At 71.5% G+C, this 17,098-nt stretch carries 18 protein-coding genes; 10 read left to right on the forward strand and 8 right to left on the reverse strand.

Annotated features, from left to right (window positions below):
• The first annotated feature begins 36 nt into the window (after window positions 1–36).
• The 4 genes from OCT49_RS22295 (at window position 37) to OCT49_RS22310 (ending at window position 5,077) form a co-directional block, all read left to right on the forward strand.
• The gene (locus tag OCT49_RS22295) at window positions 37–1,194 is read left to right on the forward strand and encodes a GGDEF domain-containing protein (RefSeq protein WP_283853602.1); all 1,158 of its coding nucleotides are present in this window, start codon (window positions 37–39) and stop codon (window positions 1,192–1,194) included.
• Between the two features lie 196 nt (window positions 1,195–1,390).
• The gene (gene hutH / locus OCT49_RS22300) at window positions 1,391–2,941 is read left to right on the forward strand and encodes a histidine ammonia-lyase (protein ID WP_283853603.1); all 1,551 of its coding nucleotides are present in this window, start codon (window positions 1,391–1,393) and stop codon (window positions 2,939–2,941) included.
• Between the two features lie 119 nt (window positions 2,942–3,060).
• Window positions 3,061–3,534, forward strand: coding sequence for a hypothetical protein (locus OCT49_RS22305; protein WP_283853604.1), 474 nt, complete (start codon window positions 3,061–3,063; stop codon window positions 3,532–3,534).
• 280 nt (window positions 3,535–3,814) lie between these two features.
• Window positions 3,815–5,077, forward strand: a complete 1,263-nt coding sequence (locus OCT49_RS22310; RefSeq protein WP_283853605.1) for a L,D-transpeptidase — start codon at window positions 3,815–3,817, stop codon at window positions 5,075–5,077.
• A 315-nt stretch (window positions 5,078–5,392) separates the two neighbouring features.
• Here OCT49_RS22310 and OCT49_RS22315 read toward each other — a convergent pair whose 3' ends face one another.
• The gene (locus OCT49_RS22315) at window positions 5,393–5,866 is read right to left on the reverse strand and encodes an RDD family protein (RefSeq protein ID WP_283853606.1); all 474 of its coding nucleotides are present in this window, start codon (window positions 5,864–5,866) and stop codon (window positions 5,393–5,395) included.
• A 325-nt stretch (window positions 5,867–6,191) separates the two neighbouring features.
• Between OCT49_RS22315 and OCT49_RS22320 the strand changes: the two genes are divergently transcribed.
• From OCT49_RS22320 to gdhA, 3 genes are all read left to right on the forward strand, one after another.
• The gene (locus tag OCT49_RS22320) at window positions 6,192–6,704 is read left to right on the forward strand and encodes a hypothetical protein (RefSeq protein ID WP_283853607.1); all 513 of its coding nucleotides are present in this window, start codon (window positions 6,192–6,194) and stop codon (window positions 6,702–6,704) included.
• 151 nt (window positions 6,705–6,855) lie between these two features.
• Window positions 6,856–7,023 carry a hypothetical protein gene (locus tag OCT49_RS22325; protein ID WP_283853608.1) on the forward strand — a complete coding sequence of 56 codons (168 nt, stop codon included), beginning with the start codon at window positions 6,856–6,858 and terminating at the stop codon, window positions 7,021–7,023.
• A 226-nt stretch (window positions 7,024–7,249) separates the two neighbouring features.
• Complete coding sequence (gdhA, locus tag OCT49_RS22330) at window positions 7,250–8,629, forward strand: NADP-specific glutamate dehydrogenase (RefSeq protein ID WP_283853609.1); 1,380 nt, start codon at window positions 7,250–7,252, stop codon at window positions 8,627–8,629.
• Between the two features lie 171 nt (window positions 8,630–8,800).
• Here the strand turns inward: gdhA and OCT49_RS22335 are convergent, their stop codons facing one another.
• Window positions 8,801–9,646 carry an endo alpha-1,4 polygalactosaminidase gene (locus tag OCT49_RS22335; protein ID WP_283853610.1) on the reverse strand — a complete coding sequence of 282 codons (846 nt, stop codon included), beginning with the start codon at window positions 9,644–9,646 and terminating at the stop codon, window positions 8,801–8,803.
• A 395-nt stretch (window positions 9,647–10,041) separates the two neighbouring features.
• Here OCT49_RS22335 and OCT49_RS22340 point away from each other — a divergent pair, with 395 nt between their 5' ends.
• On the forward strand, window positions 10,042–10,920 hold the full coding sequence (locus tag OCT49_RS22340; RefSeq protein WP_283853611.1) for a hypothetical protein: 879 nt from the start codon (window positions 10,042–10,044) through the stop codon (window positions 10,918–10,920).
• A 72-nt stretch (window positions 10,921–10,992) separates the two neighbouring features.
• Here the strand turns inward: OCT49_RS22340 and OCT49_RS22345 are convergent, their stop codons facing one another.
• The 3 genes from OCT49_RS22345 to OCT49_RS22355 form a co-directional block, all read right to left on the reverse strand.
• Window positions 10,993–11,451: a YrdB family protein gene (locus tag OCT49_RS22345; protein WP_283853612.1), complete on the reverse strand. Its 459-nt coding sequence runs from the start codon at window positions 11,449–11,451 to the stop codon at window positions 10,993–10,995.
• Window positions 11,452–11,737: 286 nt separating this feature from the next.
• Entirely contained in the window at window positions 11,738–12,442 is a 705-nt protein-coding gene (locus OCT49_RS22350) for a tectonin domain-containing protein (RefSeq protein ID WP_283853613.1), read from the reverse strand.
• Window positions 12,443–12,696: 254 nt separating this feature from the next.
• On the reverse strand, window positions 12,697–13,248 hold the full coding sequence (locus OCT49_RS22355) for a DinB family protein (protein ID WP_283853614.1): 552 nt from the start codon (window positions 13,246–13,248) through the stop codon (window positions 12,697–12,699).
• Between the two features lie 238 nt (window positions 13,249–13,486).
• Here OCT49_RS22355 and OCT49_RS22360 point away from each other — a divergent pair, with 238 nt between their 5' ends.
• On the forward strand, window positions 13,487–13,678 hold the full coding sequence (locus tag OCT49_RS22360; RefSeq protein WP_283853615.1) for a hypothetical protein: 192 nt from the start codon (window positions 13,487–13,489) through the stop codon (window positions 13,676–13,678).
• A 39-nt stretch (window positions 13,679–13,717) separates the two neighbouring features.
• On the opposite strand, the gene OCT49_RS22365 is transcribed toward OCT49_RS22360, so the two are convergent.
• Both OCT49_RS22365 and OCT49_RS22370 read right to left on the reverse strand, forming a co-directional pair.
• The gene (locus OCT49_RS22365; RefSeq protein ID WP_283853616.1) at window positions 13,718–14,326 is read right to left on the reverse strand and encodes a hypothetical protein; all 609 of its coding nucleotides are present in this window, start codon (window positions 14,324–14,326) and stop codon (window positions 13,718–13,720) included.
• 98 nt (window positions 14,327–14,424) lie between these two features.
• Window positions 14,425–15,528, reverse strand: a complete 1,104-nt coding sequence (locus OCT49_RS22370; RefSeq protein ID WP_283853617.1) for a hypothetical protein — start codon at window positions 15,526–15,528, stop codon at window positions 14,425–14,427.
• 68 nt (window positions 15,529–15,596) lie between these two features.
• Here OCT49_RS22370 and OCT49_RS22375 point away from each other — a divergent pair, with 68 nt between their 5' ends.
• Entirely contained in the window at window positions 15,597–16,742 is a 1,146-nt protein-coding gene (locus OCT49_RS22375; protein ID WP_283853618.1) for a cystathionine gamma-synthase, read from the forward strand.
• A gap of 123 nt (window positions 16,743–16,865) precedes the next feature.
• Here OCT49_RS22375 and OCT49_RS22380 read toward each other — a convergent pair whose 3' ends face one another.
• The gene (locus OCT49_RS22380; RefSeq protein ID WP_283853619.1) at window positions 16,866–17,057 is read right to left on the reverse strand and encodes a DUF1059 domain-containing protein; all 192 of its coding nucleotides are present in this window, start codon (window positions 17,055–17,057) and stop codon (window positions 16,866–16,868) included.
• Between the last annotated feature and the right edge of the window lie 41 nt (window positions 17,058–17,098).

A 17,098-nucleotide genomic window follows, 5' to 3' on the forward strand; every position in this document is an offset into this window, starting at 1 on the left:
TGATCAAAACGGGACAAAACTGCATAAGCTGTAGCGATGGGTGATGATGCGCGGCTGCGGGCCGTGGTTTCGCTTGCGCAGACGATGGCGGCGGCACACACCCCGCGGGGCTCGTGGCGAGCGGCCGCGCTGGGGGCGTGCGAGGCGTTGGGCGGCAGCTTCGCCGCCCTCTCCGTGTGGGAGCGCGGGCGGGGGCGGTTGCGGGTGCTGGTGAACGCGGGCGAACGGGCCGACGGGGAGGAGGAGTTCCCCGAGGCGGAGACGTATCCGGTGCACCAGTTCCCGGAGATCACCGAGTTCCTGCACGAACGCTGGGCCGGCGGCGGCGAGCCCGACGCCTGGGTGGAGACCGCCGACGGCCCGGTGGACGGGGCGCCGAGCGCCGGGCGGTTGTACGGCAGCGGTTACGAGCGGGAGCGGGTGGCCGCCCTTCGCCGGCGCGGGCGCGGCTGCTGCGTGGTCGCGCCGATCGTGCTGCACGGGCGGGCCTGGGGCGAGCTGTACGTGGCCCGCCGGGTGGGCGAGCCGGTGTTCGGGCGGGAGGACGCGGACTTCGCGACCGTGCTGGCCGCCGTCGTCGCCGCCGGGATCTCCCAGAGCGAACGGCTCGAGGAGGTCCGCAAACTCGCCTTCACCGACCCGCTCACCGGGCTGGCCAACCGCCGCGCCGTCGACGTGCGGCTGGACGAGGCGGTGGAGCAGCACCGGGCGGACGGGGCGGTGGTCAGTTTGGTCGTCTGCGACCTCAATGGGCTGAAGCGCGTCAACGACACCCACGGCCACGCGGTCGGGGATCGCCTGCTGGAACGTTTCGGCTCGGTGTTGTCCCGGTGCGGCGCGATGCTGCCCGGCGCGCTCGCGGCGCGGCTGGGCGGGGACGAGTTCTGTCTGCTCGCGGTGGGTCCGGAGGTGGACGACGTGATCCGGGTGGCCACCGAACTCTGCGAACGGGCGGCCGAGTTGGAGCTCGGCGACGGGGTGGCCTGCGGGGTCGCGTCGACCGGTGACCCGGTCGGCCCGGTGATGTCGGCGCGGCGGCTGTTCCGGCTGGCGGACGCGGCCCAGTACCGGGCGAAGGCGGCCCGCTCGACGAAGCCGGTGGTGGCCGGGCGCGACGACGAGGTGATCCGGCTGGCCGACTCCCCGCCCGAGCCCGCCCGCGACCGCCGTCGCCTGCGCGGCAACCGCCCTTGAGCCGGGGGCGCGGGCGGCGCGGGGGTGCGGGGCGCGTGGCGGTGGGTCCGGGATCGTGCGGTGGCGGGCCCGGTCGGGGTGCCGGGGAGGTCGGTCCGGTCGGGGTCTCGGGGCGGTGATCGGGGTGCCGGGCGGTAAGGGGTCAATCCCTCGACCACTGGTGACATGGAGGGATTCAGTCCGTACGCTTCTGAATATGGATATGCACACAGTCGTGGTGGGGACGTCCGGTACCACCGCTGAGGACGTCATCGCCGTGGCACGCGGCAACGCCCGCGTCGAGCTCTCCGAGGCCGCCGTGGACGCGCTCGCCGCGGCCCGGGAGATCGTGGACGCGCTCGCCGCCAAGCCCGAGCCGGTCTACGGCGTCTCCACCGGATTCGGGGCCCTGGCCAGCCGGCACATCGGCCACGAGCTCCGCGCCCAGCTCCAGCGCAACATCGTCCGCTCGCACGCGGCCGGCATGGGCCCGCGCGTCGAGCGCGAGGTCGTGCGCGCGCTGATGTTCCTGCGGCTGAAGACGGTCGCCTCCGGGCACACCGGCGTACGCCCCGAGGTCGCGCAGACCATGGCCGACGTGCTCAACGCCGGCATCACACCGGTCGTCCACGAGTACGGCTCGCTCGGCTGCTCCGGCGACCTGGCCCCGCTCTCCCACTGCGCCCTGACGCTGATGGGCGAGGGCGAGGCGGAGGGCCCCGACGGCACCGTGCGCCCGGCCGGCGAGCTGCTCGCCGCCCACGGCATAACCCCGGTCGAGCTGCGCGAGAAGGAGGGCCTCGCCCTCCTCAACGGCACGGACGGCATGCTCGGCATGCTGATCATGGCCCTCGACGACCTGAAGAACCTCTACACCTCGGCCGACATCACCGCCGCCCTCTCCCTGGAGGCGCTGCTCGGCACGGACAAGGTGCTCGCCCCGGAACTGCACGCCATCCGCCCGCACCCGGGCCAGGGCGCCAGCGCCGACAACATGCTGCGGGTCCTCGCCGGATCGGGACTGACGGGCCACCACCAGGACGACGCGCCGCGGGTCCAGGACGCCTACTCCGTACGCTGCGCGCCCCAGGTCAACGGCGCGGGCCGCGACACCCTCGACCACGCCCGGACCGTCGCGGGCCGCGAGCTGGCCTCCGCCGTCGACAACCCCGTCGTTCTCCCCGATGGCCGGGTCGAGTCCAACGGGAACTTCCACGGCGCCCCCGTCGCGTACGTCCTCGACTTCCTGGCGATCGTCGCGGCCGACCTCGGCTCGATCTGCGAGCGCCGCACCGACCGGCTGCTGGACAAGAACCGTTCCCACGGGCTGCCGCCGTTCCTCGCCGAGGACGCGGGCGTGGACTCCGGCCTGATGATCGCCCAGTACACCCAGGCGGCCCTGGTCAGCGAGCTGAAGCGGCTCGCCGTCCCGGCGTCGGCCGACTCCATCCCGTCCTCCGCCATGCAGGAGGACCACGTCTCCATGGGCTGGTCGGCCGCGCGCAAGCTCCGTACCGCCGTCGACAACCTCGCCCGGATCATCGCCGTCGAGCTGTACGCGGCGACCCGCGCCATCGAGCTGCGCGCCGCGGAGGGGCTCGTCCCGGGGCCCGCCTCGCGCGCCGCCGTCGAGGCGCTGCGCGCGGCCGGTGTCCGGGGCCCGGGGCCGGACCGCTTCCTGGCGCCGGACCTGGCCGCGGCGGACGAGTTCGTACGGGCGGGGAAGCTGGTCGCGGCGGTCGAGCCTGTGACCGGTCCGCTCGCGTAGCCGGGCGTGCGGGGGCCCGGACGGTGCCCCCGCACGATCGCGTGGAGAAAGCAACGGGGCGCAGTGGGGTGCAGCGGGTCGTGGGAGGGCCGACGGCGCGAGGGCCTACGCTCCGGCGCATGAGCGCTTCTGAAACATCACGGTTCGTCCGCCTTCGGGTCGACATGGTGCTGGAGATCACGGACCTCGCCGCCCTCAGCGGTACCGCCCTGGAGGCCATCGCCGCCGAGTACGGGGAGTACGCGGAACCGGAGGGCGAGTCCGCCGAGGAACGCACGCATGCCGAGGCCGCCGTGCGGGCGGACGGCGCCGAGGCCCTCGCCTCCCTCGTCGACCCGTTCGTCCTGGTCGGAGAGGTGCCCGGGGTCCGGCTCACCAGGGCCTCCTGGAGCAGCGAGAGCATCGACCACGACCCGGACGACCCGGACCACTGGGATTTCGACGACGAGGACGAGGGGTACGAGGAGTACGGGGAGTACGAGGGATACGGGGAGCACGGGGACGGGGGCAGAGGCGGGGATCACGAGGCCGACCGGGCGGAGGAGACGGCCGGAAAGGATGGGCGGAGCGGCGGCGTCCCGCACAATGGGTGAGGACGACGCCGGACGCGACGGCGCGAGCGGCGGGCCCGGCAGGTGATGAGCACCGGCCCCGGCCCGTTCCGCACGGGCCGGGGCCGTGCTGATCACCGCTCGCCCCTACGCGATCGGCGTCGGGAACCACCGCAACGGCGGATGCGTCGATGAGTGTTGTTCCCCACATCTTTCATGGATGTGGAACGGAGGGCCCGTGCCAGGGGTTCTTTTCAGGGACATGGCGGCGCCGCCGGTCACCGGTGGATCCGCTCGGGGTTTTTTGGGGATTTCGGCAACGATGGAGAAGCGTGTGATGACGGACAGCAAGCGGCGCAGGGGTCTCATGGCCGCGTCCGCACTGCTCGGCGGCGTGCTGGTGCTCACCGCCTGCAACGACGGCACGGACAAGAGCGCCGACGGCTCGAAGAAGTCGCAGGCGGCCGAGGTCGACAAGGCAGCCGCCCAGGACGCCTCGGAAGCACAGATAACGATCTCGCCGAAGAACGGCGCGACCAACGCGAGCATCAACAACGACGCCAAGGTCACCGTCACCAAGGGCACGCTGTCCGAGGTCGTCATGACCACCTCGGCCGGGGCGGCCGTCAAGGGCACCCTCTCCGCCGACGGCAAGAGCTGGAAGCCCGACGTCCAGCTGGAGCGCTCCACCACGTACAAGATCAACGCCACGGCGAAGGACGCCAAGGGCCGCGAGGCGCACGAGAACTCCTCCTTCACCACCGTCTCGCCCGCCAACAGCTTCATCGGGAACTTCACCCCCGAGGACGGCTCCACGGTCGGCGTCGGCATGCCGGTCTCCATCAACTTCAACAAGCCGATCACGGACCGCAAGGCCGTCCAGTCCGGCATCACCGTGACGTCCAGCAGCGGCCAGCAGGTCGTCGGCCACTGGTTCAACTCGCAGCGTCTGGACCTGCGCCCCGAGAACTACTGGCAGGGCGGCTCCACCGTCACCCTGAAGCTGGAGCTCGACGGCGTCGAGGGCGCGGACGGCGTCTTCGGCGTGCAGCAGAAGACGGTCACCTTCAAGGTCGGCCGCAACCAGGTCTCGACCGTCGACGCCAAGACGAAGACGATGACCGTCACCCAGGACGGCAAGACGATCAAGACCATCCCGATCTCCGCCGGCTCCCCCGACAACCCCACGTACAACGGTCAGATGGTGATCTCCGAGAAGTTCAAGGAGACCCGGATGAACGGTGCGACGGTCGGCTTCACCGATGACGACGGCAAGGGTGAGTACGACATCAAGGACGTGCCGCACGCCATGCGGCTGTCCACCTCGGGCACCTTCATCCACGGCAACTACTGGGGCGCGCGGTCGATCTTCGGCAGCGCCAACACCAGCCACGGCTGTGTCGGCCTCGCCGACGTGAAGGGCGCGGGCGACTCGAGCCAGCCCGGCGCCTGGTTCTACAACAACTCCCTCATCGGCGACGTGGTCATCGTCAAGAACTCCCCGGACAAGACCATCACCCCCGACAACGGCCTCAACGGCTGGAACATGAGCTGGTCGCAGTGGACGGCGGGCTCCGCGGTCTGACCCGACCCCACGCGTCCGGTCCCCGGCGCACCCCGAATCCCGCAGCATGAAGGCGGCGGCACCCGGATCCACCAGGATCCCGCGGCGCCGCCGCTTTTTTTGTCCCTGCCGCTTTCCTGCGCTGCCGCTTTCCTGCGCTGCCGCTTTTTTGTCCCTGCCGCTTTCCTGTGCTGCCGTTTTCCTGCGCCCGTGGGGTGCTTGTGCCGGGGGCCGCCCGTCCTCGTACGTCCGTGGGGGCGCCCGTCCCCGTACGTCTGCGGGGCTGTCCGTGGGTACGCCTGCGGGACCGGCCGTCCGCGGCCCGGAGGCCGGGGCTCAGTGAGGGAAGGCCATGGCGTCGCGGTGGGCGGCCAGGTCGCTGCGTCGGACCTGGCGCAGGCCCGACGGATCGGTGTACGGCTCGCCGGTGCAGCCGTTCGGGAGCGTCCCGGGGTGCGGGGCGTCGGGGCCGGTACCGGCCCTGGCGAGGAACGAACACAGCCCGTACCAGGGCTGCAGCGGCAGCAGGCTCAGCCCGTACAGCCAGCGCCGCACCAGCCGCCACAGCCCCGGGCGCCCGGCGTCGGGCAGCCTGATCACCCGGATTCCCATGATCAGCTTGCCCAGGCCGGCCCCGGCGACCGCGGTGAGGACCACCTGGTTGAGGAACGAGAACGCGAGCGCCGGACCGGTCAGCAGGCCGAGGACCTCGGTGACGGTGGTGGACACGTTCACGTACGGCCGGGCCAGCAGGCCGGCGGTGATGAGGCAGAAGTAGCAGTCGAGCCCGACCGCGAGGTAACGGCGCATGTCGCCCGCGCGTGGCGGCAGCCGCGGCCCGACGGGGTGCCCCGGTGCCGGGGCCGATGCAGGTGCGGGCGAGGACGTGGGCGGGAGGGCCGTGCCGTATGTCGGCGCAGTCGGTCCGGAAGGGTTCCGGGTACGCCTCTTCCCCCATGGCGTTGTCATGACAACATCATGTCTGATGTTCCGTCATCCCGTGTCCGGAAATCGAACTCCCGACACGACGGAATCATGCGCACCACCTGTACCAGGGGCGCACTGCGCCGTACCCCACTCCGCGATTGCGCGATTGTCAGGGACGACCGGGGCGAAGGGCCCTAGTCTCGCAGCCATGACCGTCGCCATCACCGCCATGATCACCGCAGTGGTCGGGGTGCTCGGCACCCTCTTCGCCCCCGTGCTCACCCAACGGCTGACCGCGCGCCAGCGCGCCGAGGAGGCCCGGACGGCGGAGACGCAGCGGAGGTTCGAGGAGCGGCGGGCCCAGTACACGGCGATGAACCGGGCCTCCCGGCAGTTCCACACCCTCCTCAAGGACGCCCTGCACCGCATCCGCGACGGCGTCTACACGGATCAGGAACGCACCCAGCTCGAAGATGCCCGACTCGAACACCGGGACCACTACGCCGAGGCGCAGATGATCGTCCCCGAGCGGATACTGCAGGCCTCCCGCGACCTCAACCGGGTGCTCGCCGCCGGGGACGCCGCCATCAAGCGCCTGGACCGGGGCCTCGCCCGTGACGGCGAGAGCGTGGAGCAGGTCCTGGAGGACCTGAAGGCGGCCGACCCCCGTCTGGATACCATGCGGGAGCTGATGCGGCGGGACCTCGGCATCACCGACTGAGCCACCGCCATGGTGCAGCCTGCTCCACCATGACTCCGGGAGAGCGGCCCCTCGTGGCGGCCGACGCCCGCCAGCAGGATGGGGACATCGCCGGTACGAAGACGGCACCGACCACGACACCGACCCCGGCACCGACCCTCGGAGGAATTCCATGAAGCCCTTGCTCTGGCTCGTTCTCTGCATCGCCCTCGTCGCCAACCTCCTCCTCAACCTCATGGCGGACAACACCCTGCACATCGTGCTCAGCGTCGTCACCGGGTCGGTCGTGCTCGCCTCGGGCACCGGGCTGTGGCTGCGGCACCGGGCCGAGCGGGCGTAGGTCCTTGCGTCCGAATCGGGCCGAAAGACATTTGCACGGGTCCCGCGCGAGACTTTTCCGGGGCGGCTGGGACAATCGATGTGCCACAACGGTTCTGTACGTCGCTTCCGTGAGCCGCAGAGCGTGCGATGTCTGGGCGACGCCCTCAATGGGGAGGGGGGACCGCGACGTTCCCGGGACGGGACGTCTTCGCGCGCGATGCCCACCGACGGAAGGTCTTGACCTGATGCAGGCCACCCCTGATTCCGTGACCCCGCACACCACCGAGAGCCGTGTCATCGAGCCGCTGTACGCGGAGATTCTCCGGCGCAACCAGGGCGAGAAGGAGTTCCACCAAGCGGTACGAGAGGTCCTGGAGACCCTCGGCCCGGTCCTCGCGCAGCGACCGGAATTCGTGGACGCAAGAATCATCGAGCGCGTCTGCGAGCCGGAGCGCCAGCTCATCTTCCGGGTGCCGTGGTCGGACGACTCCGGCGACATCCACGTGAACCGCGGCTTCCGGGTCGAGTTCAACAGTTCGCTCGGACCGTACAAGGGTGGCCTGCGCTTCCACCCCTCGGTCAACCTCGGGATCGTGAAGTTCCTCGGCTTCGAGCAGATCTTCAAGAACGCGCTCACGGGCATGCCCATCGGCGGCGGCAAGGGCGGCGCGGACTTCGACCCCAAGGGCCGCTCGGACGCCGAGATCATGCGGTTCTGCCAGTCGTTCATGACCGAACTCCACCGCCACCTGGGCGAGTACACCGACGTCCCGGCCGGTGACATCGGCGTCGGCGGCCGGGAGATCGGCTATCTCTTCGGCCAGTACAAGCGGATCACCAACCGCTACGAGTCCGGCGTCCTCACCGGCAAGGGCCTCGGCTGGGGCGGCGCCCAGGCGCGCACGGAGGCGACCGGCTACGGCTGCGTCATGTTCACCGACGAGATGCTCCGCAGCCGCGGCGAGTCCCTCGACGGCCAGCGCATCGTCGTCTCGGGCTCGGGCAACGTCGCGATCTACGCGATCGAGAAGGCCCAGCAGCTCGGCGCGACCGTGGTGACCTGCTCGGACTCCACCGGCTACGTGGTGGACGAGAAGGGCATTGACCTGGCCCTGCTCAAGGAGATCAAGGAGACCGGCCGCGGCCGGATCTCCGAGTACGCGCAGCGGCGCGGCGAGCACGTCAAGTACGTCGACGGCGCCGGGGTCTGGAACGTCCCCTGCGACGTGGCCCTGCCCTGCGCCACCCAGAACGAGCTCCACGAGGCCGACGCCCTGGTCCTGGTGCGCAACGGTGTGAAGGCGGTCGCCGAGGGCGCCAACATGCCCACCACCCCGGAGGCCGTGCGCGTGTTCCAGGAGGCGGGCGTCGCCTTCGCCCCCGGCAAGGCGGCCAACGCGGGCGGCGTGGCCACCAGCGCCCTGGAGATGCAGCAGAACGCCTCGCGCGACTCCTGGACCTTCGCCCACACCGAGGAGCGCCTCGCGGAGATCATGCGGCACATCCACGACTCCTGCTACACCACGGCGGAGCGCTACGGCAACCCCGGCAACTACGTGGTCGGCGCCAACATCGCCGGCTTCGAGCTGGTCGCGGACGCGATGCTGGCCCAGGGACTCATCTGATCCCCCGACTCCCTGATCCTCCGGCCCTCTGATCACCTGATCCCCGGCCCGAACACGTCCGGCCCGGCCGCTCCCCGCGACCGGGCCGGACGCGCCGGACGGGGTGATCGGGCGGGACATCCGGGCCGGTGGGGCCGGACGGGGTGAGTGCGCCGGGTCGGTGCGGGCGGGTCAGCCGGTTCCGTCGCAGGTTCCGTAGTGGTAGCCCTCGTGGCCGCGGGCCACGAGGTCCAGGTCCCGTCGGACCACGCCGATCCGGTCGCCCCAGCCCTCGCACGCCCGCGCCATGCCCTGCCCGGTGTACTCGATCACGAGCACGTGGTCACCGAAGGCGGCCGTGTAGTCCCCGCATTCGTCGTACTGGCCGCACTCCTCCACCACGGCGAAGTCGGCACCGACCTCCTTGCGGAAGGGGGCCAGCTCCGCGGTGTTCTTCTGGCCGATGGCCAGGCCCTTCGCGTGGGCGTGGGCGGCGAGCAGGGCGAGGAACGCCTTCGCGTCGTCCGCGGTGAGCAGGCCGCGGGGCGCGCGCGTGTAACTGTCGTAGTTGTCCGGGTCGACGGCCCGGTAGCCCTTGGCCGCGCACGCGTCGATCCAGGCGTTCACCTTCCGCGCGATCCGCTCGCGCTTGGCGGCGGTACGGACGTCCAGCATCGCCTCCCCCCACTCCTCGTCCATGACGAGCTCGCCCGCCCCGTCGCGGAGCAGCAGATCGGCGTCCCACTCCTTCTCCGCGCCCGGCTGGGCCTGGAAGGCGTTGACGTAACAGATGTTGTAGATCCCGGGCGCGGGCCGCTGCGTGTGGTCCCGGACGACGACGGACACCCCGGCCGGCGGGGGGTAGGGCGCGCCGAGCTGGTAGTCGAAGCCCGCGTGCGTCGGGGGGAGCTCGATCCCCGCCGAGGGAGGCGTCCCGGTGCCGGCGCCGTCGCCCGAACAGGCCGTGGCGAGGAGGCACAGGGCGACCGACACGGCGAGCGCCGCGGAGGACCGACGGAGAAAACCCCTGGTACGCATTGCTGGCAGGCTCCGGAGGGAAGAGGGCCGAGGAGGCCGGAGTCACCGGGGGAGACGGGCTCCGCGGACGGCGCCGTGTGGTCGGCCCCTCGAAGTGCCGGATCGTCCGCCGGCCGATTTTAGCCCGTACGTCCCGGAAGCCGGCCGGCCGGCCCGCACCGCGCTCGTCCGCAGCGGTGGATCGACTTCAAGTCCCTTTGTCTGAACGGTAGTTCATGCCCATTGACGCCGGATGGCCGGCACTGCTGTAGTCCTCTCGCTCACGCGGAACGCAACGCAGGACACGACGGAGAGCACGGCGGAGAACGCAACACGGAACGCAACACAGAACGCAACGGGAACACGACGGGGGAACACACTCGATGCGACGCCGGACGAGAGGCAGGGCCCATCAGATGAAGCCGGGCAGGGTTGCGGCGACCACGGCGATCGCGATCGCGCTGACCGTCGGAAGCGCGGGATCCCCCGCGATGGCCGCGGACTGGACACGGACGGGGGACTACTACCGGTGGACCGGGTTCAACGCGCTGGAGCGCGGGCAGGGCGTCGCGACGGACGGGACGTACTTCTACTACGCCGGACCGGGCGGAATGGTGAAGGCCACCGCGGCGAACGACTCGGAGGTCGCCTCGTCGCTGTTCCCGATCCCGCCGCTGCTGAGCGGCACGTACGGCGGTGACCACATCGGGGACCTGGAGTACCACGACGGCTATGTGATCGCGCCGATCGAGGACGGCCGGGGCGGCTACCGGCATCCGCTGCTGGCGCTGTACGACGCGGACGACCTGAGTTACACGGGCCGTTACGTGCAGCTGCCCCTCGACCGGATGCCGGGCGGCGTGCCGTGGGTCGCGGTGGACGCCGCCGCCGGACTGGTCTACACGGCGCCCTGGACCCAGGACGCCGCCCAGGGGACGAACAAGCTGGTCGCCTACAGCCTGAACGACCTGCTGACCCTCCCGGCGGGCGCCACGCTCCCGGTGGTGCGGACGGTGCCCCTGTCCCAGCCGCTGAGCAGGATCCAGGGGGCAGCGATGTGGCGGGGCACGCTCTACGCGTCGGTGGACGATTCGGCGAAGTCGGTGTACACCGTCGACCCGGTCTCGGGCCAGGTCTCCCACGCCTTCCGGCAGGACGTCGAGCCGGGGGACGAGGTCCAGGGGATCGCCGCCTGGGACTACGGCCCCTCGGGGGGCCAACTGCACATCGTGAACGTGGGGTCCGGCTGGAAGTCGATCTTCCTCTACCTCCAGCACTACGCACCGGCCGGCTGATTCACCGCCCGCCCGGCCGATCGTCCCGTTGACGGTCGGGCCGACCGGACCACCAACCGGGCCGACGCCCGGTCAGTCGCGGTCCGGTCGGCCGCGGTCGGGCTCCCGGTCCGGCCCGTGCCCCGGCCCGCGTCCCGGCCCGTGGTCGGGCATCCGGTGCCGGAGGGTCTCCGCCGCGGCCGTGTTCGCGACCACCACGATCCCGAAGAGCACCGCGGCCTTCGAATGCCCCATCGCGTGGACCGCGTACACGCCCCCGCCGAGCACCACCGCCTTCACCAGCAGCACCCCCGCGAGGGGCAGCTGGAAACGGGCGCGGGGGGCGGCGAACAGCCCCCAGACCGCGGCGGCCACCGCCGGGGCCCCGAGCCCCAGCAGCAGATGGACGGTCGTGCCGTCCCCGGCGGTGAAACCCCACCAGGACAGCAGGACCAGCGCGGCCAGCTCGATGAGGAAGGCGAGGAGTTCGTTGGCCATGAACCACGGCGGCGAGGCAGGGGCAGCGGGGGAGCCGTGACCTTCGCTCGTCATCGGTGGACAACTCCTCTTCGTCCGGCGTCCGGCGCTCGTCACCGGGGCCCGGCGACACGAGGATCGCCGCTTCCGGTGTGTACCGCCCGTGGAGAGCGGGGAGATCATGTGAACAGCAAGTGGTCAGCATATGCCGGTGACGGCCCGCGCGGGTGTCCTCGGCCGGACCGGGAAGCGAGCGGACCCCGGCCGGACCGGAGAGCGCACGGACCCCCGGCCGGACCGGGAAGCGAACGGGCCCCCGGCCCGGTCGGGTCGGAGGGCCCGCGAGTGCAGTGGGTGCGGCTCAGCCCGCCTGGTCTCCGGTGTAGCGGTAGATGTTTCCGGCGGAGTTGACGCCCCAGACGGTGCCGTCGGGGGCTGCGCCGATGTCGGTGAGGGCGCCGGGAATCTGGATCCAGGGGTTGGCGTCCTCGCCGGTGTAGCGGTAGATGTTTCCGCCGGAGTTGACGCCCCAGACGTTGGTCCTGGATCCGGCGGAGATGCGGGTGAGGCCGCCGGGGATCTGCTTCCAGTGGTTGGGTTCGCCCTGGTCTCCGGTGTAGCGGTAGATGTTTCCGGCGGAGTTGACGCCCCAGACGGTGCCGTCGGGGGCTGCGCCGATGTCGGTGAGGGCGCCGGGGATCCGGTGCCAGGGGTTGGCGTCGTCGCCGGTGTAGCGGTAGATGTTTCCGCCGGAGTTGACGCCCCAGACGTTGGTCCTGGATCCGGCGGAGATGCGGGTGAGGCCGCCGGGGATCTGCTTCCAGTGGTTGGGTTCGCCCTGGTCTCCGGTGTAGCGGTAGATGTTTCCGGCGGAGTTGACGCCCCAGACGGTGCCGTCGGCGGCTGCGCCGATGTCGGTGAGGGCGCCGGGGATCCGGTGCCAGGGGTTGGCGTCGTCGCCGGTGTAGCGGTAGATGTTTCCGCCGGAGTTGACGCCCCAGACGTTGGTCCTGGACCCGGCCGAGATCGCCGAGAGCCCTCCGGGGATCTTCTGCCAATGAGCCATGTCGTCCCGTTCCCTTCGTTCCTGCCCACGCGGATGTGCATCTGATGGGTCGGCGAAAACGAGGGCGGAGAAACGAGCAGATATCCTGACTGGCCCATAAAAAGGTCTTAAAACTGACGTTTTACTTTTTGGTGCTCCGCAGCCCTCCCGGAGTGGGACCGCGCGAGGGGACCGCGCATGGCCCGAAGGGCAGTCACACCTACGGGGAATTGCGGATGAGACCCGCTTGACCCGGAGCCGCGCGGGGCCGTCGGTCAGGTGCCTGGCCGGACGACGGCCCGCTGGAGGCGGAGCTGGCCGATCTCTGCGACGTTCTTCATCAGTTCGGCGTTGACCCAGGCGATCATGTGGGTGACGGTGTACTCGGGATCGTCCTGCTGCGGGAACGGGGCGGTGGCCTCCAGATCGGCGCCGGTGAGTTGGTCCAGCGCCTCCAGCCAGTCCTCGCGCAGACCGCGCAGCCACTCGACCGTCGGCTTCCCCGGGCCGGGCCAGGCGACGTCCTCCCGCCCCCGGGGCGCCCGCCCCCGGGTGTGATCCGCGGCCACGCCCCACCACCAGCCGATGTGCCAGCTCAGCCAGCCGATGGTCGGCACGGGAACGGGATCGGGCTCGGTCTCCGCCCAGTCCACCGTCCACGTTCCGTCGCCGGCCCGGTGCAGCGTCCAGCACTCCGCGGCCGGTTCCCACAGGAAGTCATCGGCTTCGAGCCGCTCCAGGTGGTACTCGAAGAGCGACCACGTCAGATCGAACTGCCAACGCAGCAAGTCGAGTTGGTGGGAGGGGTCCTGAGGGGAGGCAGTCACCGCAGAACCCTCGCACGTGGCGGCTCCGGTGGGAAACGAATATCCGACGGGGCCGCGCACGGGCACCCGGGCAGTCGGGCACCCGGACGACGCCGCACACGACCGGGGCACGGGGGACGCCCGTCCGACTGCGTCCACGGAAACCGGCGACGTATGGTCGGGGGCGAAAAATTGCCACGGTGACAATTTCGGGGGACGAGGATGAGCGCCGGACCAGGCCCGTGGGGCCCGTACGGCGGTGGCCCACAGCCGGCCGGAGGACCGCCCGGGTGGCCACCGCAACCCCAGGGGCCGGGAGTGCCGCCGCAGGGATGGCCGCCCGGCGGCGGTCCTCGGCGGCCCGCTGTCGGTCACGGCGGTGAGCCTCTGGGAACTGCGACGCCTCAGGAGCCGCCACGGCCTCACCCTGCGCACCGCCCTCGGCCGCTGACCCGGCCCGGCCCGCGCCCCAGCACCCCGGCCCGGAACCTCACCGGCCGGGGTCGGGCCAGGCCGCCACAACGGCCTCCGGATCCGGAAAGGCCGCCCCGGAGACCATCTGGACCAACTCCCGGCTCGCCGCACCGTTGGCCCAGCACACCTCCCCGGGCCCGCCGTCCCCGGTGTCGAACAGGCAACACACCCCGCCCGCGGCGGCGGTGAGGCCGGTGAACACCTCCCTGACACGGGCCGACCGTGCGAACACGCGGCTCATCGCCGAGGTCGCCGCCCAGAACTCCATTGCCGCGTAACGGGGATGCGGCAAGGACGCGAACCGGACCGTCAGATAGACGTACCCGATCCCGACCCGCCCGTCCTCCTCGGCTTCGAGCCCGCGCTCCTCCGCGTACGCGCGCACCACGTCGTCGGCGCCGAACAACAGGGACGTGTCGAGATCGAGCGTGCCGCCCGCGGAACGGTCGACCGGCTCGCTCCCGAAGTTCGACGTGAACGGGAGGACGACCCGCTCACCCCCGGGCAGCGTGACATCGAGCGGCGGCACGTCCCGGCCCGGCGGCGCCAGCGCGGCCAACTCGTTCAGCGCCCCGGCGATGTTCCGGGGCGGCAGATAGATGTCGTAGCCGTAGCTCAGCCCCATGCCGTCCTCCCCTCCGCCGGGCCGAACCGCACCTTCTCATGCCCCGCCCCGGGAAGCCTGCGGGTTTTACGGAGGGGCGTGCCCCGAACCCCCCGCCGCTACCGCGGCAAAGTCGCCGGGCTGCCGCCGTTCGCCTCGTAGCCGGCCACCGCCAGGGCGCGGCAGACGGTGTACTCGGCGGCCGGGTCGGGGCCCTGGGTCCAGGGCAGGGCGCCCACGTGGCCGTCGATGTGGACGAGCTGGTGCATCGCCTCCGACCAGCGCTCCATCTGGACCAGGAACAGCACCAGCAGATGGCGCACGTGCGCGAGCACCGGGTCGTCGGGGCGGGCCGCGTGCACCGCGAACAGGGCGCCCTCGACCGCCTTGGTCACCGTCACACCCCGGTAGAAGCCCTGCACCAGATTGACCTCGGGCAGGTGCTCGTACAAGGCGAAGAGCGGCAGCGCGGCCAGCAGGGAGCCCTGCGGGGCGCGGGCGGCGGCCGTCGTGGCGAAACGCTCCGCCTCCTCGCGCGAGCCGTGCCACTTCTCGCACCAGTAGTGCAGCGCCGCGATGTGCGCGCCCATGTGGGCCGGGGCCCGGTCGATCACCTTCGCCCAGAGCCGGTCGAACTCCTCGTGGGAGTAGCCCAGTCCGCGCGCCACGGCCAGTTCGACGATGTACGGAACCGGGTCGCCCGGTGCCAGCAGCGCCGCCTCGCCGCAGACCGTACGGGCCTCCTCCAGGATGATCCGGAAGTCGTCCGTCCCCGCGGTCGACGAACGCCACGCCTGCTGCACCAGGAACTCCGCGTGCACCGCCGCGCCGCCCGCGTCCTTCGGCGCCTCGGCCCGCCACGCGCGCAGCCACGCACCCCCGACACCCGGCTGCTGCGCCAGCTCCAGCGAGGCCGCGCCGGCGAACGCCTGCACCCGCTGCCACCGCGCCTCGTCCTCCTTCGGCGTACCGGCCAGCAGCTGCGAGGCCGCCCGCCAGTCCTGGGAACGCTGCACGGCCTCGATCACGTCCAGCAGATCCTGGTCCGGACCCGGCAGCCGGATGTCCAGGTCCTCCTGCCGCACGAAGCCGTACGCGTCCGGGTCGGCGGCGTCCGGGGAACCGGGCGCGACCTGCCGGATGCCGCCGCGGCGGCGCAGCACGAAGGGGCCGAAGACCGCCGCGAGCATGCACAGTGCGATCAGGAACCAGAGAATCTCCATGCCCCCATTGTCACCGGACGGCCGAGTACTCCGGCCAGGGCCCTCGCGACGAACTACGCTCGGGCCCCATGAGCGACCAGCACAGCTTCGAAACCCTCGCGATCCACGCGGGAAACACCGCCGATCCCCTCACCGGCGCCGTCGTCCCGCCCATTTACCAGGTCTCCACGTACAAACAGGACGGAGTGGGCGGGCTGCGCGGCGGCTACGAGTACAGCCGCAGCGCCAACCCGACCCGTACCGCCCTGGAGGAAAACCTCGCGGCCCTGGAGGGCGGCCGCCGCGGACTCGCCTTCGCCTCCGGCCTCGCCGCCGAGGACTGCCTGCTCCGCACCCTGCTGACCCCCGGTGACCACGTGGTCATCCCCAACGACGCCTACGGCGGCACCTTCCGGCTGTTCGCGAAGGTCGTCTCGCGGTGGGGCGTGGACTTCTCGGTCGCCGACACCTCGGACGTGACGGCGGTACGGGAGGCGATCACCCCGCGCACCAAGGCGATCTGGGTGGAGACCCCGTCCAACCCGCTGCTCGGCATCACCGACATCGCCGCGGTCGCCGGGGTGGCCCGGGCGGCGGGCGTGCGCCTGGTCGTCGACAACACCTTCGCCAGCCCGTACCTCCAGCAGCCGCTGGCCCTGGGCGCCGACGTCGTGGTGCACTCCATGACGAAGTACATGGGCGGCCACTCCGACGTCGTCGGCGGTGCGCTGGTCGTCGACGACCCGGAACTGGCCGAGCAGTTGGCGTACCACCAGAACGCCATGGGCGCGGTCGCCGGACCGTTCGACGCCTGGCTGGTGCTGCGCGGCATCAAGACCCTCGCGGTCCGCATGGACCGGCACAGCGAGAACGCCGCCAAGGTCGTCGACCTGCTGACCCGGCACCCCAAGGTGTCCCAGGTCCTCTACCCGGGGCTGCCCGAGCACCCGGGCCACGAGATCGCCGCCAAGCAGATGAAGGCGTTCGGCGGCATGGTGTCCTTCCGGGTCGAGGGCGGCGAGGAGGCGGCGGTCCAGGTCTGCAACCGGACCCGGCTGTTCACCCTCGGTGAGTCCCTCGGCGGCGTCGAGTCGCTGGTGGAGCACCCCGGCCGGATGACGCACGCCTCCGCCGCCGGCTCCCCGCTGGAGGTGCCGGCCGACCTCGTCCGGATCTCCGTCGGCATCGAGAACGCCGACGACCTGCTGGCCGACCTGACGCAGGCGCTCGGCTAGTCGTCGGAGACGGCAACGGCAACGGCAACGGCAACGGCAACGGCAACGGGAGCGGGTGCGGCCGGTCGTCCGGGCGCGCCCGCTCTCCCGCAGCGCCCGCCGGCGCGTGCCGACACGCGCCGGTCAGGCGTTGGCCTTCTCGTCCTCCAGCGACGCCCGGATCTGCTCGCGCAGCTCGGGACCGTCGGTGTGCTCGTGGACGGAGACCGCGTGTTCCGCCGCGGCCCGTACGACTTCCTCTTCCTCACCCGCGATGGTGAGCGAGCAGTGCGACACGCTCGGGTGCTTTCGGCAGTCAGCGACTTTCCTGGTCATGGCAGAGCCTCCTCGGCCGATCCCGCCGGTTTCGCGTACCG

The sequence above is a fragment of the Streptomyces sp. ML-6 genome (genome assembly GCF_030116705.1).
Classification (GTDB): domain Bacteria; phylum Actinomycetota; class Actinomycetes; order Streptomycetales; family Streptomycetaceae; genus Streptomyces.

Excerpts from the sequence above, each read along its gene's own strand:
- OCT49_RS22320 (WP_283853607.1), top strand. The coding sequence starts at position 6,192 with ATGACCGTCGCCATCACCGCCATGATCACCGCAGTGGTCGGGGTGCTC.
- OCT49_RS22310 (WP_283853605.1), top strand. The coding sequence starts at position 3,815 with ATGGAGAAGCGTGTGATGACGGACAGCAAGCGGCGCAGGGGTCTCATG.
- OCT49_RS22370 (WP_283853617.1), bottom strand. The coding sequence starts at position 15,528 with ATGGAGATTCTCTGGTTCCTGATCGCACTGTGCATGCTCGCGGCGGTC.
- hutH (WP_283853603.1), top strand. The coding sequence starts at position 1,391 with ATGGATATGCACACAGTCGTGGTGGGGACGTCCGGTACCACCGCTGAG.
- OCT49_RS22340 (WP_283853611.1), top strand. The coding sequence starts at position 10,042 with ATGAAGCCGGGCAGGGTTGCGGCGACCACGGCGATCGCGATCGCGCTG.
- OCT49_RS22335 (WP_283853610.1), bottom strand. The coding sequence starts at position 9,646 with ATGCGTACCAGGGGTTTTCTCCGTCGGTCCTCCGCGGCGCTCGCCGTG.
- OCT49_RS22295 (WP_283853602.1), top strand. The coding sequence starts at position 37 with ATGGGTGATGATGCGCGGCTGCGGGCCGTGGTTTCGCTTGCGCAGACG.
- OCT49_RS22375 (WP_283853618.1), top strand. The coding sequence starts at position 15,597 with ATGAGCGACCAGCACAGCTTCGAAACCCTCGCGATCCACGCGGGAAAC.
- OCT49_RS22345 (WP_283853612.1), bottom strand. The coding sequence starts at position 11,451 with ATGACGAGCGAAGGTCACGGCTCCCCCGCTGCCCCTGCCTCGCCGCCG.
- OCT49_RS22315 (WP_283853606.1), bottom strand. The coding sequence starts at position 5,866 with ATGCGCCGTTACCTCGCGGTCGGGCTCGACTGCTACTTCTGCCTCATC.
- OCT49_RS22365 (WP_283853616.1), bottom strand. The coding sequence starts at position 14,326 with ATGGGGCTGAGCTACGGCTACGACATCTATCTGCCGCCCCGGAACATC.
- OCT49_RS22350 (WP_283853613.1), bottom strand. The coding sequence starts at position 12,442 with ATGGCTCATTGGCAGAAGATCCCCGGAGGGCTCTCGGCGATCTCGGCC.
- OCT49_RS22380 (WP_283853619.1), bottom strand. The coding sequence starts at position 17,057 with ATGACCAGGAAAGTCGCTGACTGCCGAAAGCACCCGAGCGTGTCGCAC.
- OCT49_RS22325 (WP_283853608.1), top strand. The coding sequence starts at position 6,856 with ATGAAGCCCTTGCTCTGGCTCGTTCTCTGCATCGCCCTCGTCGCCAAC.
- gdhA (WP_283853609.1), top strand. The coding sequence starts at position 7,250 with ATGCAGGCCACCCCTGATTCCGTGACCCCGCACACCACCGAGAGCCGT.
- OCT49_RS22305 (WP_283853604.1), top strand. The coding sequence starts at position 3,061 with ATGAGCGCTTCTGAAACATCACGGTTCGTCCGCCTTCGGGTCGACATG.